Origin of the sequence: Acinetobacter higginsii (genome assembly GCF_000369845.1) — a bacterium.
GTDB lineage: Bacteria > Pseudomonadota > Gammaproteobacteria > Pseudomonadales > Moraxellaceae > Acinetobacter > Acinetobacter higginsii.
On the sequence record NZ_KB850212.1, the window covers coordinates 108,882 to 126,099 of the forward strand.

Annotated in this window: 15 protein-coding genes, 1 tRNA gene and 1 pseudogene; 10 read left to right on the forward strand and 7 right to left on the reverse strand. The window is 40.4% G+C overall.

Going from position 1 to position 17,218, the window contains the following annotated elements:
• Nucleotides 1-127: 127 nt before the first annotated feature.
• On the reverse strand, nucleotides 128-1,183 hold the full coding sequence (locus F885_RS14730) for an OmpW/AlkL family protein (protein WP_005202495.1): 1,056 nt from the start codon (nucleotides 1,181-1,183) through the stop codon (nucleotides 128-130).
• A gap of 206 nt (nucleotides 1,184-1,389) precedes the next feature.
• The gene (gene map, locus F885_RS14725) at nucleotides 1,390-2,214 is read right to left on the reverse strand and encodes a type I methionyl aminopeptidase (RefSeq protein WP_005202497.1); all 825 of its coding nucleotides are present in this window, start codon (nucleotides 2,212-2,214) and stop codon (nucleotides 1,390-1,392) included.
• A 213-nt stretch (nucleotides 2,215-2,427) separates the two neighbouring features.
• Here map and rpsB point away from each other — a divergent pair, with 213 nt between their 5' ends.
• Nucleotides 2,428-3,180 carry a 30S ribosomal protein S2 gene (gene rpsB / locus F885_RS14720; RefSeq protein ID WP_004652723.1) on the forward strand — a complete coding sequence of 251 codons (753 nt, stop codon included), beginning with the start codon at nucleotides 2,428-2,430 and terminating at the stop codon, nucleotides 3,178-3,180.
• A gap of 138 nt (nucleotides 3,181-3,318) precedes the next feature.
• Nucleotides 3,319-4,194, forward strand: coding sequence for a translation elongation factor Ts (gene tsf, locus F885_RS14715; protein ID WP_004652724.1), 876 nt, complete (start codon nucleotides 3,319-3,321; stop codon nucleotides 4,192-4,194).
• Between the two features lie 98 nt (nucleotides 4,195-4,292).
• On the opposite strand, the gene F885_RS14710 is transcribed toward tsf, so the two are convergent.
• From F885_RS14710 to F885_RS14695, 5 genes are all read right to left on the reverse strand, one after another.
• On the reverse strand, nucleotides 4,293-4,769 hold the full coding sequence (locus F885_RS14710) for a copper resistance protein NlpE (protein ID WP_005202498.1): 477 nt from the start codon (nucleotides 4,767-4,769) through the stop codon (nucleotides 4,293-4,295).
• A 108-nt stretch (nucleotides 4,770-4,877) separates the two neighbouring features.
• On the reverse strand, nucleotides 4,878-5,003 hold the full coding sequence (ykgO, locus tag F885_RS20575; protein ID WP_081400817.1) for a type B 50S ribosomal protein L36: 126 nt from the start codon (nucleotides 5,001-5,003) through the stop codon (nucleotides 4,878-4,880).
• 134 nt (nucleotides 5,004-5,137) lie between these two features.
• Nucleotides 5,138-5,213, reverse strand: a tRNA-Gly gene (locus F885_RS14705).
• 62 nt (nucleotides 5,214-5,275) lie between these two features.
• Complete coding sequence (cysS, locus tag F885_RS14700) at nucleotides 5,276-6,697, reverse strand: cysteine--tRNA ligase (RefSeq protein ID WP_005202499.1); 1,422 nt, start codon at nucleotides 6,695-6,697, stop codon at nucleotides 5,276-5,278.
• A 110-nt stretch (nucleotides 6,698-6,807) separates the two neighbouring features.
• A complete protein-coding gene (locus F885_RS14695; RefSeq protein WP_005202501.1) occupies nucleotides 6,808-8,211 on the reverse strand; it encodes a purine-cytosine permease family protein in 1,404 nt (467 codons plus the stop codon).
• A 375-nt stretch (nucleotides 8,212-8,586) separates the two neighbouring features.
• Here F885_RS14695 and F885_RS14690 point away from each other — a divergent pair, with 375 nt between their 5' ends.
• The 8 genes and pseudogenes from F885_RS14690 (at nucleotide 8,587) to F885_RS14660 (ending at nucleotide 17,142) form a co-directional block, all read left to right on the forward strand.
• Nucleotides 8,587-9,564, forward strand: coding sequence for a KpsF/GutQ family sugar-phosphate isomerase (locus tag F885_RS14690; protein WP_005202503.1), 978 nt, complete (start codon nucleotides 8,587-8,589; stop codon nucleotides 9,562-9,564).
• Nucleotides 9,565-9,567: 3 nt separating this feature from the next.
• Nucleotides 9,568-10,107: a KdsC family phosphatase gene (locus F885_RS14685; RefSeq protein WP_005202504.1), complete on the forward strand. Its 540-nt coding sequence runs from the start codon at nucleotides 9,568-9,570 to the stop codon at nucleotides 10,105-10,107.
• A 39-nt stretch (nucleotides 10,108-10,146) separates the two neighbouring features.
• Nucleotides 10,147-10,698 (forward strand): LPS export ABC transporter periplasmic protein LptC, encoded by a 552-nt coding sequence (gene lptC, locus F885_RS14680; protein ID WP_004808434.1) that lies wholly within the window; start codon nucleotides 10,147-10,149, stop codon nucleotides 10,696-10,698.
• Entirely contained in the window at nucleotides 10,682-11,230 is a 549-nt protein-coding gene (lptA, locus tag F885_RS14675) for a lipopolysaccharide transport periplasmic protein LptA (RefSeq protein ID WP_005202505.1), read from the forward strand. Before lptC ends, lptA begins: the two co-directional genes overlap by 17 nt.
• A complete protein-coding gene (gene lptB, locus F885_RS14670) occupies nucleotides 11,230-11,976 on the forward strand; it encodes an LPS export ABC transporter ATP-binding protein (RefSeq protein WP_017402170.1) in 747 nt (248 codons plus the stop codon). Before lptA ends, lptB begins: the two co-directional genes overlap by 1 nt.
• Nucleotides 11,977-12,321: 345 nt before the next feature.
• A pseudogene (locus tag F885_RS21425) lies at nucleotides 12,322-13,811 on the forward strand (TolC family protein).
• On the forward strand, nucleotides 13,811-15,934 hold the full coding sequence (locus tag F885_RS14665) for a type I secretion system permease/ATPase (RefSeq protein ID WP_032859133.1): 2,124 nt from the start codon (nucleotides 13,811-13,813) through the stop codon (nucleotides 15,932-15,934). The pseudogene F885_RS21425 and the gene F885_RS14665 overlap by 1 nt, the downstream one beginning before the upstream one ends.
• A gap of 17 nt (nucleotides 15,935-15,951) precedes the next feature.
• Complete coding sequence (locus F885_RS14660; RefSeq protein WP_005202510.1) at nucleotides 15,952-17,142, forward strand: HlyD family type I secretion periplasmic adaptor subunit; 1,191 nt, start codon at nucleotides 15,952-15,954, stop codon at nucleotides 17,140-17,142.
• Nucleotides 17,143-17,218: the final 76 nt, after the last annotated feature.

Below are 17,218 nucleotides of genomic sequence, written 5' to 3' on the forward strand. Positions count from 1 at the left end.
ATAGAAGGTGTCTATGTTAGACAATCTTCTGAAAATTGCGTTCTCGTGGTGCGTGATTTTTGATCATGCTGCTTTGAAAGATTGCACAATAAAAAAGCAGCGAGTGCTGCTTTTTATGAAATGAAATTTAGAAGCGGTAACCGACACCGACATAGGTAATCAGAGGATCAATATCAATTTTAGTATTTGCTTTGATGAGTTCTTTACCTGTGTTGCGGTCAGTCACAGAGATTTTAGCCTCATTATTCATTTTGGAATAAGAAACAGAACCGACAGCAAACCAGTTTGGATTAAAATCATAGGTTGCACCTATAGTCACAATCGGGGCAAAGGTGTCCGTTGCTTTGAGTTTAACTACAGGGTCTGCTGAGGATGTTTTACCATCTAAGGCTGCACCTGCTTTTCCATCATGAATATTTTGAATCATATGACCTGCTTTGATTAAATCTAACTCGATCCCTGAGTTGATTTTTAAATCATTAAAATAAGCATACATGACACCTGCGCCAACATAGGGACGGAACTTATTCACCCCAGATTTACCAAACTGGTAATGTAGTTCTACAGCGGGTAACCAAGCACGTGCAGTTGCAGCTTTGTCACCTTGGGTTAGATCAGTGATATGGATATCTTGTTTTAAACCAATTGTTCCTAATGCGGTCTCTGCCTGACCTGTTAAAGGTGCGTAGATATCGCCTTTACCTTTGATATCAACTTTCGGTGGAATACCAGCCTTAACTTCTAAAGAGATGTTATCGGTAAAATGGTAATTAGCCATAATACCAACAGTGTCAACCTTATCAGCTTCTAAACCTGTTCCTTGGCTTTGCCAGTTAGATAGGCCGTTGACAGTTGCAGTGCCTGTTAACAGGCCTGGTACTGGGTCAAGGGGTTGTATTTTAATGGCATCATAAAGAAGCTTATTGGAGTCTCGGTCTGCTGCTGCAAGTACAGCTTGTTTAGAGACATCTCCAACTTTGGCTTTAGTACCCTCAGCAACACTCGTGTTGATATTGACTGGATTTGCAGATCCTTGCGGCATGGCATGTAACCAGCCCGCGGAAACAGAAAAACGTTTAAACCCATCTCCATCTTTTAGACTGAAATAAGGCGAGTCTGCGAAAGTAAGTGTCGGTAGGGCACATACACCTGTAATCAGGCAAGCGAATGATTTCTTCATCATTGTGGGACTCCATGTCCAAAAAGTTTGTTAGGATTTTTCTTGCGCCCACCTTAACGCTATTTTTAAATAGGCTTTGTTTAGTTAAATTTTATAATTGTTATGCTTATGATTTTTTTTGTTTGATTTAAATAAATTGATGAAGAAAATGTGGATGCGTAAAAAAAGTCACCGGAGTGACTTTTTTAAAATAATTCAAAGGGAATGAATTACATAAAGCGAGACAGATCTTCTTCAGGTCGAGCAGTGAGTACTTCGATCCCTGTTTGTGTTACCAAAATCGTATGTTCATATTGAGCAGATAACTTGTGATCTTTTGTGACAACCGTCCACTTATCACCTAAAAGTTTGGTTTGCCAAACACCTGCGTTGACCATTGGTTCGATGGTAAAGGTCATGCCAGCCTCTAGACGCATACCCGTACCTTTTTGGCCATAGTGTAAAACTTGTGGTTCGTCGTGGAAAACATTGCCGATACCATGGCCACAATATTCACGGACAACGCTGAAACGTTCAGATTCAACATATTGCTGAATGGCATAGCCCACATCACCTAGATATGAACCATCTTTAACAGTTGCCATACCACGATACATCGCTTCCTGTGCCACTGAACATAAACGATTAGCAAGAATAGATGTTTCACCACCCACGATGTACATCATGTTGGTATCACCGTGATAACCATCTTTAATCACTGTTACATCAATATTAAGAATATCACCGTTCTTTAATGTTTTATTTTCAGAAGGGATGCCGTGACAAACTACATGGTTAACCGAAGTACAAATAGAATGTTGAAAAGCAGGGCGGCCAGGTGCAGCACCGTAACCTACACAGGCAGGAATCGCGTGTTGAACATTTTCAATATGATTGCGACAGATTGTATCGAGTTCTAGTGTGCTCACACCCGCTTTAATATGCGGTTTAATCATGTCTAGAACTTCAGCCGCCAATTTCCCTGCAACACGCATCTTTTCAATTTCTTCAGGTGTTTTGATTAATCGGCGTGGGGCTGTATAAGTTGTATTCATGATCTCTAAAAACTTTTGGTAATTTGCAAGTGTCTATGGTATAAATAGCCGCCTATTTTATCAAATGCTTTTCGTGAATATATTTTACGAAAATATCTGATAACAATAGTCGTAAAAAATCCGCACATATATCGACACATTACTCTGGGTGCCTAGCAATAGGTGGAGAATGCGGATATATGGAGGCCTAACCCAAACTTTAAGGTAAAGAAAATGGCAGATTACAACGTAAGCATGCGCGACCTTCTTCAAGCAGGCGCACACTTTGGTCACCAAACTCGTTTCTGGAACCCAAAAATGCGTCAATACATTTTTGGCGCGCGTAACAAAATTCACATCATCAACCTTGAGCACACTGTTCCTGCGTTAAATGATGCTTTGAACTTTGTTAACAATCTTGCAAGCAAAAAGAACAAAGTATTGTTCGTTGGTACTAAACGTGCTGCTTCTAACATCATCCGTGAACAAGCTCAACGCGCTGGTCAACCATATGTAGATCACCGTTGGTTAGGTGGTATGTTGACGAACTGGAAAACACTTCGCCAATCTATCAACCGTTTAAAAGACCTTCAAACTCAATCTCAAGACGGTACTTTTGCTAAGCTTACTAAACGTGAAGCTTTAGAGCGTACTCGTGAGATGGAAAAACTTGAACGTGCTTTAGGCGGCGTTAAGAACATGGGTGGTTTACCTGACGCATTATTTGTAATCGACGTTGATCACGAAGCGATTGCAATCAAAGAAGCGAAAAACTTAGGTATTCCTGTAATCGGTATCGTTGATACAAACTCTAACCCAGACAACGTTGATTACGTTATTCCGGGTAACGACGATGCGATTCGTGCAGTAACTTTGTATGCTTCAGCTATGGCTGATGCGATTCTTGCTGGTAAAGAATACGCTCAATCACAAGCTAATGCACAAGCAAAAGGCGACGATGCTGCGAAAGACGCATCTGAGGCTTAATGCGTTTTGACGCAAGCTTGTCATTTTTGCGACATGTAATGGTGGCAAATTAAAGCGTCGAGAGTGCAAACGGCCCAGAGTTTCTTTGGGCCGTTTTTGTTGAACAGATTTATTTTCTACCGATTTTAGGAGATCAACATGACTGCAGTTACTGCGAGCATGGTAAAAGAATTACGTGACCGTACTGGTCTTGCAATGATGGAATGCAAAAAAGCATTAACAGAAGCAGGCGGTGACATCGAACTTGCGATTGATAACCTTCGTAAATCAGGTCAAGCAAAAGCTGCTAAAAAAGCAGGTAACATTGCTGCTGATGGCGCGATCACTATTATTCAAAACGGTAACAAAGCAATTCTTGTTGAAGTTAACTGTCAAACTGACTTCGTTGCTAAAGACGAAAACTTCAAAAACTTCTCTGATAAAGTTGCTGCTGCTGCACTTGCTGCAAACGAAACTGATGCTGCGAAAATTGCTGAACTTAAGCTTGAAGACGGCGCGACTGTAGAAGAAGCTCGTGTTGCACTTGTTCAAAAAATCGGTGAGAACATTCAAGTTCGTCGTGCTCAAATCGTTGAAGGCGAAAACTTGGCTGTTTACAAACACGGTTTAAAAATCGGTGTTGTTGTTTCTTACACAGGTGATGCTGACACTGGTAAAGGTATTGCAATGCACGTTGCTGCGTTCAACCCAGTTGCTGTAAATGCTGAAGCTGTTCCAGCTGACTTGATCGCTAAAGAGAAAGAAATTGCTGAAGCGAAAGCATTAGAATCTGGTAAGCCAGCGAACATCGTTGAGAAAATGGTAACTGGTTCAGTTGAAAAATACTTGAACGAAGTTGCGCTTGATCGTCAAATGTATGTTATCGACAATGATAAGAAAGTTGCTGATGTATTAAAAGCGACTGGTACAGTTGTAGCTCAATTCGTTCGTTTCGAAGTGGGTGAAGGTATTGAGAAGAAAGCTGAAATGAGTTTTGCAGAAGAAGTTGCTGCTGCTCAAGCTGCTGCGAAGTAATTCGTATCTTCTAAAAAACCCAGTCATTATGACTGGGTTTTTTATTGGCTGTATAAAAAGCCCACTATATTGAGTGGGCTTTTATCGGTAGAAATAACTTATTCAGCTTCTTTCTTGAGTTCGTATTTGTCAGCTAATTCGCCTGTAATCTCTTTGCCTTCCATATCGAGGGCTTTTAAGTAGCCTTCTGCAACGAAGTATTTGCGGTTATCACCTGCCTTGTCGAGTTCAATGACAGAAGTGTTCTTGCTGTCAAAAGCGAAGCTACCTTTGCTTTCAAATGCTTTGCCATCACCTTTGCCTAAATAAGTCTCTTTGATCTCGTAAGTTTTATCTAGGTTGAGCTTAAGCTCAGTCTTAATCCCTTCGCAATCTGCGCATGGAAGTACACCAGTATACGTACCATTCCAGTCTAATGAATTTTCTGCGGTATGTGCACTATCAGCGATGACTTCAGAGCTTGCTTCTGTTGTGGTTGCTGGGGGTGTTTGCTCATCAGTTTTTGGGGTTTCTGCTTTATTGCATGCAACTAAAAAAATAGATGCCAAAGAAATTGCGATTAGTGATTTTTTCATCTTAGATATAACCTTGTGAAAACATTAATATCCAAGTTATTAGATTTTAAAAAGAAATGGTAGTAAGGGAATGTAAGGGTTATTTAACCTTTGGTAAAGCAAGACAAGTTAACCTTGTCTTGCTTTGAAGCGAGGGTTTGATTTGCAAATGACAAATAGCTTGCCACGACGCTTAATAATCTGGCAGTCAGCACTACGACGTTTTGCACTTTTAAGGGATGAGCAGACTTTCATTTTAGGTCTTGATGAATTTGTGTTATGTTATAATATTTCGCTTATTTGAGCATGTAGAGTTAGTCTTATTCTTTGGTGGGGTAAATGTTAATAATAAAAAAGCCCTTATCTTTCGATAAGGGCTTTTTTGAATCTGGAGCGGGAAAGGAGACTCGAACTCCCGACCCCAACCTTGGCAAGGTTATGCTCTACCAACTGAGCTATTCCCGCAATAGGACGCATTATAGAGAGTTTCATTCAAGTGTCAACTCTTTATAATGCTAAGTGTTTAATTAATCAGCACGTCGCCAGATTGTTCCTTGACGTGTATCTTCCAAAACCACACCTTGATCCAATAAAGACTGGCGAATGCCATCAGCTTGAGCAAAGTCTTTGGCCTTTTTCGCATCAACACGCTGTTGAATAAAACTTTCAATTTCAGCATCGGAAAGGCTAAGTGCTTCCTGACCAATATCTGATTTTAGGAATTCATCTACATCATGCTGAACCAGACCAAGAATGTTGGTTAAATGACGCAGAGTAGAGTAAAGCAGCGTTGCTTGTTCCGCTTGCTCTTCTTTCACCGCGCGATTAAGTTCTTTATTCAGTTCGAACAATACCGCCATTGCTTCAGCGGTATTGAAATCATCACACATCGCATTGTTAAAGCGTTCTACAAAGTTTTGCTCTAATGTCTCAACCGTTTTTTGACCATACACCTGTTGATAGGCTTTAAATGAATGATAAAAACGGCTTAGCGCAGTTTTTGCTTCTTTTAAAGCCACATCAGAGAAGTTAACTGGGCTGCGATAATGCGAAGACACGATGAAGTAGCGAATCACTTCAGGATGGAATTTCTCCATCACATCGCGAATGGTAAAGAAGTTGCCTAAAGACTTAGACATTTTCTCGCCATCAACATTGATGAAACCAACATGCATCCAATAATTAACATATTGTTCACCAGTCGATGCTTCACTTTGTGCGATTTCATTTTCATGATGCGGGAACATCAGATCTGAACCACCCCCATGAATATCGAAATGATTGCCTAGGCAGCAAGTCGACATTGCAGAGCATTCAATATGCCAACCTGGGCGGCCATTACCCCAAGGTGAAGCCCAAGCAGGTTCATTTGCTTTGGCATGTTTCCACAGTACAAAGTCAAAGGGATGTTTCTTTTCAACTTCAACATCCACACGCTCAGATGCACCCGCTTGCATATCATCCAATTTACGACCAGATAAACGACCGTATTTATTGAACTTGCTCACCTCAAAATAAACATCGCCATTGCTAGCAGGGTATGCAGCCCCTTTGTCAACCAATGTACCGATCATATTTTGCATTTGATCAATATATTCAGTTGCTTTGGGCGCCTCATCTGGTTCAGCACAACCTAAGTTAGCCGCATCTTCATTCATTGCCTGAATAAAACGAGCAGTGAGTTGTTGGATGCTTTCACCATTTTCATTGGCGCGGGCAATGATCTTGTCATCGATGTCGGTAATGTTGCGAATATAGCGAACTTTCCAACCTTGGCTGCGCAGAAAGCGAATGATGTAGTCAAATGCAACCATAACCCGAGCGTGCCCGATATGACAGTAATCGTAAACCGTCATACCACAGACATACATATCGATTTGACCTTCTTTACGTGGGACAAATTCAACTTTTTTACGTTGCTCAGAGTTATATAGAACAAAAGGTTGCATAAGGGTTTTCAAACACTCTACAAAAATCGTTATTCATCATAACGTATGCACCATATTTCATAAAGTTATCAGCAGAAAAAAGATGGCTTTCATTTGCAATATTTCTTTATTCAAAACCAATTTGACTCACTGTCCGAAGTTGAACTTTTTTTTGCGAAATAATAATAAATCACAGCCGTTGCCAGAATGCCGACCAACCAAGAGATATCAATACCACCTAACATGGTCACGATGTGACCCGTGTAAACTTTACTATGAATAAACGGAAGTTGTAGTAACACGCCCATGATATAACAGCCAATGCCGATATGATTCCAGCGGCCATATTTCCCATCTGGATCATATAAGGCGTCAACATCACATTCTTCTTTAGAGATGAAATAGTAGTCTACAAGGTTAATTGCACTCCAAGGAATGAAGAAGGTGAGTAGGAACAGAATGAATGCTTTAAAGCTGTTTAAAAAAGTATGTTCACCAGCAATTGCGATGATTGTAGAAATGGCAACCATAGCCAGTACAATACCTAAACGCGTCATTCTTGAAATTTGATAGCGCGGTTTGAAGCTATTCCAAATGGTTGCAATACACATGAAGCATCCATAAGCATTCAGCGTGGAGAGTGTGACCTTACCAAAGGCGATACTGAAATATAAGAACGTAATGATCAGTGCGACGGCGTTCATTCCCACGACATATTGCACCTCATTTCCGACAAAGCCGCCTTGTGAAATCTGTGCAATCAATACACCCAAAGTCATGGAAATTTGCGAACTGAGGAGTGAACCTAAACCAACAGCCAAAAAGACACGGGTGGAGGAGGTGTTTGACGGTAGGTATCTGGAATAATCGGCTACATAAGGACCGAATGAAATTTGCCAAGAGGCCGAAAGCGAAATTGCTAACAAAAATGAGGACCAGCTAAACTTTTGAACGGCAATTAATTCTGAAAAGTTTGAATGAGTTAAAATTTGAGTCAAAATAATAATAAAGGCAATTATGCCAATAACGCTTGCAACTTTTCCGACCCAGTGGATTAGGCGATAACCAATGGTGGCAAAGATCACAATAAAAGCCGCATAGATTAAAATTCCAGTGCTATTGCTGACATTGATGAGTTGTGCGATCGCTTTACCTGCGAGAACTTCACCCGTGGCTGTAAACCCAATGTACATTAAGCAAACTAAGAGAATCGGAATGCATGCACCATATACGCCAAATTGCACGCGGCTTGAAATCATTTGAGGAAGGCCAAGTTTGGGACCTTGTGCTGCATGCAATGCCATGACGATGGCACCGAAGCATTGGCCAATCAATAAACCGATAATCGACCAAAACACATCACCACCCAGTACAACGGCCAAAGCACCTGTAACGATCGCTGTGATTTGTAAATTAGCACCAAACCACAGGGTAAATTGGCCGAAAACACTGCCATGTCTTTCGTGTTCTGGAATGAAATCAATACTGCGGTTTTCAATAAATTGATGTTTTTCTTTCCCATCCACTGAGGTCATCTTTTTACTCCGTATCCTTGAAGCACTTTTCGTCATAAAAAATACCTAATTATTGCTTAGGTATGATCATGTATGATCTTATTTGTATATGTATATACAACTTGAGTTAATAATAAGCAAGTTTTCCTGTGAAGTATAGAAGGGATCTACGATTAAGAATGAATGTACATATGCCTAACTAAATTGGGATTCAACATATGGGTGTATAGCCCAAATATTATGAGTCCTATTTCATACTTCATCTCTTCATTTTTCATGAAAACTTATACATTTAGAAACGTGTATGATTTGCAGATATGTTAGAATCGCCACCATTCTTTTGATTAAAATCATCTACCATCAGGTGGATAGAGTATTATTTTGAGTCAAACTCATATGTCACACACTATAGATTTCCAAAAAAGCGCATTAGAAACGTTGCGTGTCGAACAACAAGCCATAGATGTCTTAACTGCGCAAATTGATGAACGCTTCGATATTGCATGCGAAATCCTTTTGCAATGCCAAGGACGTGTTGTTGTAACTGGTATGGGTAAGTCTGGTCATATCGGTCGTAAAATGGCAGCTACCTTTGCATCGACTGGAACACCATCTTTCTTTATGCATCCAGGTGAAGCAGGCCATGGTGATCTAGGAATGTTAGTGCGTGGTGATGTACTGATTGCAATTTCTAACTCAGGCAAGAGTGATGAAATCATGATGTTAATGCCTTTAATCAAGCATTTAGCTGTGCCTTTAATTACCATTAGTCGGGATAATAAAGGACCAATGCCTCAAAATGCAGATGTGGCATTGACATTAGGTTTAGCTGACGAGGCTTGTCCTTTAGGCTTAGCACCAACATCAAGCACTACAGCAACATTAGTGTTGGGGGATGCATTAGCTGTTGCGCTATTAGAAGCACGCGGTTTTACTGCGGATGATTTTGCGCGTTCACATCCAGCTGGAGCCCTAGGTAAACGGTTGCTTTTGCATGTGAAGCATTTGATGCATACAGGTTCAGAATTACCAAAGGTTCGCCCAGATACACCAATGAATAAAGTGTTATATGAAATTTCTGATAAGCGTCTGGGTTTAACCACGATTGTCGATGAAAATGATACCTTATTGGGTATTTTTACCGATGGTGATTTACGTCGTATGATTGACCAGCAACAAGGCTTCGATGTGAACTTAGCGGTTTCTGAAGTAATGACTAAAAATCCACTAACGATTTCACAAGAAGCGCGTGCGGTGAAAGCTTTAGAAAAAATGCATGACAGAAAAGTGAATCAATTTGTAGTTGTTGATGATGCCAATAAAGTGATTGGTGTGATTAGTATGCATGACCTCATTCAGGCAGGAGTAAATTAAGCCATGGCATCTTATGCTTTACAAGAACAAGCACGTCATTTAAAAGCACTGGTACTTGATGTGGATGGGATTTTAAGCGATGGCTTTGTTACATTAACCAATTCAGGTGATGAGATTAAATCATTTGATATCCGTGATGGCTTGGGAATGAAGCTGGTTCAACAAGCGGGTATGAAAGTAATTATTATCACAGGTCGAAAAAGTCAGATTGTTGAAAAACGGATGTCTGATCTTGGTGTAGATTTGGTATTCCAAGGACGTGAAGATAAAGGGGTGGCATTGCGTGAAGCTTGTGCTCAATTGGATCTATTGCCCGAAGATTGTATTTATATGGGCGATGACTGGCCTGATCTATCTGCATTTGCTATCGCTGGTATGAAAGTTACTGTGCCTAATGGACATGAAGAAGTACGTCGTCGTGCTAATTTAGTGACCCAAGCGATGGGTGGTCGTGGTGCTGTACGAGAAGTATGCGATATGTTGTTGATGGCAAAAGGTGTTTACCAAGAACTGCTTGAAAAATATCTTGCTGTACCACATTAATATAGTGTTGATTCGCTCAAAGGTTAGGTAACCCTGTTTATGGATACCAAAGTTTTATATGTTGTTGCTGTTGTAGTCGCTTCTATAAGTGGTGGCTACTATTACTACAGTGGCAAAGCAAAAAAGTTGGATGTTGATTCAGCCAAGAATATGACCTATTCAGCCCAGGGTGTTCATTTAACTCAAACTGACGAGCAGGGCAATTTGTATATGCGAGCTGAAGTTAAACAGCTACAACAGAATATGCAACAAAAAACCTCCCAGCTTGATCAACTGAATGCGGTGATGTACAAACAGGGCAAACCTGATGCAACATTCTATGCAAAACAAGCAAATGGCTATGATGATAATACTAAAGTCATTTTGCTTGGAGATGTTGTTGCAACGAAACTGTCCGATCAAGGTAACAAATTAGAGTTTCATACGGATGAACTCACTGGTTACCCAAAAACAAGAGAGCTTGAAACACAACATCAGGTGATAGTTCAATCACCATCTGCTGAATTTGTGAGTCAAGGTCTTAAGGCTAATTTAAATAATGGTCAATATGAGTTTTATAAAATTCGAGGAAAGTATGCGCCAAGTTCTTAATTCCAAATCTCGTTCTACTTTCCTTAAACAACTAAGCTGCGTTGCTGTTGTTGCACTTTCTTCTGCAGCTAGTTTTGCTTTGCCATCGGATCGTAACCAACAGCTTTCTTTGGTTGCGGATCGTGCAACCTATAATGATAAAACAGGTATAACGACCTATACAGGCAATGTTGTGATCGAACAAGGCACCATGAAGCTTCAAGCTGATTCACTTGTTGCAAATTTAAATAGCAAAAAAGAAATTCAAATCATTACGGCCAAAGGTCAGCCAGCAAAGTTCCAGCAGCAAATGGATACCAATAAGGGCTTAGCTCGAGGTGAAGCACAGACGATCGTGTACAATGCAGATACGGGTATTCTTACTTTAACGGGTAAAGCATACCTTTATCAGGATGGCTCAAGCATTCGTGGTAATAGCTTAAAATACAGCATGAATAAAGGTGATGTAGAGGCACAAGGATCTTCAACTAACCGTGTGCAAATTATTATTCCACCTTCAAGTTCAAAAAGTTTCCCAGGGGCGCGTGATTAATGGAACAATCAATGCAGCAACCACAGACGCTCTGTATCAAGCACTTAGCGAAGAACTACAGTAAACGTTGGGTAGTAAAAGATGTTTCTTTTACTATGCAAAGTGGACAAATTGTTGGTCTGCTTGGGCCAAATGGTGCAGGTAAAACGACGAGCTTTTATATGGTCGTCGGTTTGGTTCGTATGGATAAAGGCGAGATTCATTTAGATAATCTGGACTTGTCTGATCTGGCGATGCATGAGCGTGCACGTAAAGGTATTGGTTATTTGCCTCAGGAAGCTTCAATCTTTAGAAAGTTGACGATTGCTGAAAACATTATGGCAATTTTAGAAACGCGTAAAGATTTGAATAAGCAACAACGTCAGCAACGCCTGAATGAATTATTAAATGATTTTAAAATTAATCATATTAAGGATTCATTGGGGATGAGTGTGTCTGGTGGTGAGCGTCGCCGTGCTGAAATTGCTCGTGCTTTGGCTGCCGATCCTAAGTTTATGCTTCTAGATGAACCATTTGCTGGTGTCGACCCAATTTCTGTTGGTGATATTAAAGATATTATTCAAACACTTAAGGATCGTGGTATTGGGGTTCTGATCACGGATCATAACGTACGTGAGACTTTAGCAATTTGTGAAAAAGCTTATATTGTGAGTGAAGGGTCTGTAATTGCAGAGGGCACACCACAAGAAATTCTAGATAATGAGCAAGTGCGTAAAGTATATTTAGGTGATGATTTCGTCGTTTAAATCGGCCGATTATCACTTTTAAAAAAGAACCGTAAGGTTCTTTTTTTGGGGTAAATAAAATAATAAATGGTTAAATATTGAGTTGTTGATGAAGGGGTGGCTTATATTTTATCCTAATTGTATGATAAATATATATTTTATAGATTCCACTATAAAGGCATAATCTATTAAAATGCGAACTGTTTTACAAAAATATACATATATCTAGCGATGAAATTATGTGCGGAACGTAGTGTTTTTTATAAAAAAATGCTTAAAATGAAAATGCTGAAATGATAACAATACGAAAAAAATATGAACTTGCACAACGATATAAAAGTGAATAATGGATCATGGAAAAAAAGTATGGATTTTAAGTGGTTACTTTATGTAGCAACCTTGTCTGTGCCAATGACACATGCAACAACTCCAAGTGAACAGTATCACACTTTAAAGAACAATATTTCTCAGCTTTTTGTCCCAAAAAGTAGTGATGAGTTTAAAGTGGCACAAATGCAGAAATTAAGTAATTTTTCTGTTGATGCTTCACTCGGGAGTGATTTGCCTGTGGTTGGATCAGGCCGTCCTCAAGTCGATACCGTTCCTGCTGCTTTCTGGCAGAATCAGCGAAAAGTACTCAAAGATGCGGTACAGATTGCGGTACAGCGGAACCCTGAAATTTCGCAAGGAATTTCATCATTAGCCTCACAAAATGCCAATATTGATGTTGCCAAATCTGGCTACTATCCACAGATAGGTGGTGGGGTCAGCACAGGTGATTTGGGCAAAAAAGTACTCGAGGCCAACAGTTACTCACTTTAAGTGCTGCACAAATGCTTTATGACTTTGGTAAAGTTAAATCAGGTGTTGATGTCGAAAAAGCCAAAGTTGTGGTTGGGCAAGCGAATGTTCTAGTGAAAATTGATGATATTTCATTAGATGTTGCGCAAACAATTGTTAATATTCAGCGTTATCAAAAACTGATCCAGATTGCGAATCAGCAAATCGCAGGGATTAAGCGTATCCAAGAGATGGCTAATCTGCGTGCTAATGCGGGAATTAGTAGTCAGGCTGATCCGATACAGGCCCAATCTTATTTGCAATCCGCTCAATCAGCGATGATCGCGCAACAATCTTTGCTGAGCCAATATCAGCAGCATTTGTATACCTTATTAGGTTTTGATACACGAAATGTACAATGGGCGATTTCAGAAGATTTTGTAAAACAATCAGATTTATATGCTGCACCGCAGTTCAATACCATTCCACAAATGATCGCAGCTCAGGCTGGAATTGAGGTTGCCCGTAATCAAAAATTACAGACACAGATTAGTAATTATCCGACACTATCTGTAAAAGGAGAACTGAGTCAAGCTTTACATGGTAGGAACCCTGGAAATGATAAAGAGGGTGGGTTCGATAGTGCGATTATGTTGGAAGCTAGTAGCCAGTTCTATCAAGGTGGGGCCACATCCTCGAAAACTCGTGCGGCTAGTTTTGCTGAAGAGGCAGCAAAAGCACAAGTCAATGCGGTGTATTTAAAAGTATTGGATCAGATTCGAACCAGCAGAGAACAAATTGAAAACAAACAACGTCAAATGCAGGTTTTAGCAGGACAACAAGCAACAACAATACGAACAAGAGAACTTTATCAAGAACAATATAAGTTGGGAACACGGACTCTGGTTGATCTGTTAAATGCAGAACAGGCGATTCATAGTGCGAATTCAGAGGCAGAAACAGCACGTTATGACATTTACAGCAGTATTGCTCAATATATTGCTGCAACAGGACGTTCTCGCCAAGCCTATGACCTCAATAATATAAAAATCCAAGGATTTGAGGTACAACCATGATTACTACAAAAATAAACTATCAGCCTTGGTTACAAGCCATACTGACCATTGCAAAGCATTATCGAATTGAACCTTCTGAGGAACGGATTCGCCTGCAGCTTGACTGGAATCAAAACCAGAATCTAGATGAAGTTTTAGTGTTAATCAGCAGACAGGTTGGATTAAACCTTAGAAGAGTTGCCTTTAGCGACGACGTGATTAACCCTTGGCGTTTACCTGTATTGGTAGAATTAGCCGACGGGCAGGTTGGTGTTATTGATAAAGCTGACGGTTCAGGCCATGTCAGTGTTCAACTAAGTGGCGATCAAGGTCTATCCCAAAAATTTGCCGTTGGCGCATTGAAGCATATTATTAAAAATGTATATGTGCTCCGCCCTGAACAGTCAGTACCCGATGCGCGTATTGATGAATATATCAAACCATACGAGGCAAGCTGGTTTTGGTCAATTGTATTGCAAGACTGGAAACGCTATATCGATATCATGTTGGCCTCAATGATTGCCAATATTTTGGCCTTGGCCACGATTATTTTTTCAATGCAAGTCTATGACCGAGTTGTTCCATCACAGTCGATTCCAACACTTTGGGTACTTGCGAGTGGTGTACTCATTGCTGCGATTTTTGAGTTTGTATTAAGACTTTCACGGGTTTATATCTCAGATATTATTGGTAAAAGGGCAGATTTACGAATTTCTGATCGCGTATTTGGTCATGCAATTCGGATTAAGAATAGTGAGCGCTCTAAGTCAACGGGAACCTTTATTTCTCAGATCCGTGAGTTAGAAGGTGTTCGAGATCTAGTGACATCAACGACCATGGGGGCCATTGCCGATTTACCCTTTTTCTTTTTATTCCTGATTATCTTCGCAATCATTGGTGGTAACTTATTTTGGGTCATGTTATTGGTCGTGCCTCTAATGATCTTGCCTGCAATTTTGGCACAAAATAAATTGGCACAGCTTGCACAAGAAGGGATGCGTGAATCTTCGATTCGAAATGCAATTTTAGTAGAAGCAGTACAGGGTATTGAAGATATTAAATTATTACGCGCGGAGTCACGTTTCCAAAACCAGTGGAACCATATGAACGAAGTGTCTGCTGATATCAGTATGCAGCAACGTAAGATTGTGGGGGTACTGACTGCGTGGACGCAAAAGATTCAGGGGCTAACTTATGCAGCTGTGATTCTAGTGGGTTGTTTTGCGGTGATGAAAGGCGATATGACCACAGGTGCTTTGGTGGCGTGTTCGATTTTATCTTCACGGATGTTGGCACCAATTTCACAAATCACGGGTATTTTGGGACGTTTGCAACAGGCAAAAGTGGCGAAGAAAAGCTTAGATGAGTTAATGCAGAAACCTGTCGATCAACCAGATCAAGCACATTTGGTACATAAAGAAGTGTTGCATGGCGATTATGAGTTGAAAAAAGTGGTGTTCCAATATACGGAAGATGACCCACGCCCAAGTTTGGTTATTCCACAACTTAAGATTCGTGCAGGTGAGCGTATTGCAATTCTAGGACGCAATGGTGCAGGTAAATCGACCTTATTACAGATTTTATCTGCGATGCAGTTTCCGAATTCTGGCTCAGTGTATTTAGATGATCTGGATATTAGTTTGATTGATCCTGCCGATGTGCGTCGTGATATGGGCTTACTTAATCAAAATGCACATCTATTTTATGGCACCATCCGTGAAAACTTAACCCTTGGCGCACCTCTAGCGCGTGACGAGGATATATTAAAGGTACTAAAAGTGACTGGTGCACTGAGTTTTGTGCATGAAAAGAAAGAAGGCCTAGATCATTTGGTATTAGAAGGTGGCGTTGGTTTCTCTGGGGGACAACGACAAGCCTTATTGTTGGCGCGTTTATTGATTCGTCAGCCGAATATCTTATTGCTAGATGAACCAACTGCTGCCATTGATGATGTGGCCGAAAAGCAATTGATTGATCACTTAAAAACTTGGCTTGGTTATCGAACTTTAGTTGTTGCAACGCATCGACGTGCAGTTTTGGAATTGGTTGACCGAATTATTGTCATGAATGAAGGCAAGATCGTCATGGATGGACCTGTAGATCAAGTTTTACAACAATCATCAATAAAACAAAAAATAGTTTAATACTTTGAGGAAATTTTATGAGTGAACAACAACAGAACAGCAGTCGTCCCATGAACGTAACTTATAATGAACCAAAGTTACCTCGTTCGACGCTTGTTGTTTGGATGATTGGGATTGGTTTACTTTCACTCTTAATCTGGGCATGGTTATTTAATCTAGAAGAGGTTTCAACGGGTACGGGGAAAGTGATTCCCTCTTCAAAAGAGCAGATTATTCAATCACTTGAAGGGGGAATTCTCACTAAACTTGATGTCAATGAAGGTGATGTGGTTGAAAAGGGGCAAATTCTTGCACAACTTGATCCAACCCGATTTGCATCGAATGTTGGAGAGTCAAAGTCTTTACTGACTTCAGCACAGGCAACTGCAGCACGTTTACGTGCTGAAGTGACGGGTTCACCATTAAGTTTTCCTGAAGACGTGCAAAAGAGTCCTAAATTGGTGCAAGAAGAAACAGCGCTATATTTGTCACGACGTGCTAATTTGGAACAGTCAATTGAAGGTTACGAGCAAGCAGCTAAGTTGGTAAGACAAGAACTGGCAATGACAGAACCATTGGTGGCAAAAGGGGCGGCCAGTGAGGTTGAAGTATTACGTTTAAAGCGTGAAGCCAATGATTTAAACAATAAAATCAATGATACGCGCAACCAGTACTATGTCAAAGCACGAGAAGAATTGTCTAAGGCGAATACCGATATTCAAACTCAGCAGCAGATTGTGAATGGTCGAAATGACAGTTTAGAACGTGCGGTATTTAAAGCACCTGTACGTGGCGTAGTGAAAGAAATTGATGTTACGACCCTAGGTGGTGTTATTCCTCAGAATGGTAAGTTGATGACCATTGTTCCTTTAGAGGATAAATTGCTGATTGAAGCGCGTATCTCACCGCGTGATATTGCGTTTATTCGCCCGGGGCAAGAAGCTTTAGTCAAAATTACCGCCTATGATTACTCAATTTATGGCGGGTTAGACGGTAAAGTGACTGTGATATCCCCAGATACCATTCGTGATGAGGTCAAGCAAGATCAGTTCTATTATCGTGTATACATTCGTACTGATTCTGACCGTTTATATAACAAAGCGGGTAAGGCATTCAGTATTACTCCAGGGATGGTAGCGACAGTGGATATTCGTACTGGACAAAAAACCATTATGGATTACTTGTTGAAACCGTTTAATAAAGCCAAAGAAGCATTGCGTGAACGCTAACTTGTGCTGATTGAAAACCTCGCTTGATGCGAGGTTTTTTATTTGTGCTGTAAAAAGCTATAATCGCGTTTTAAAT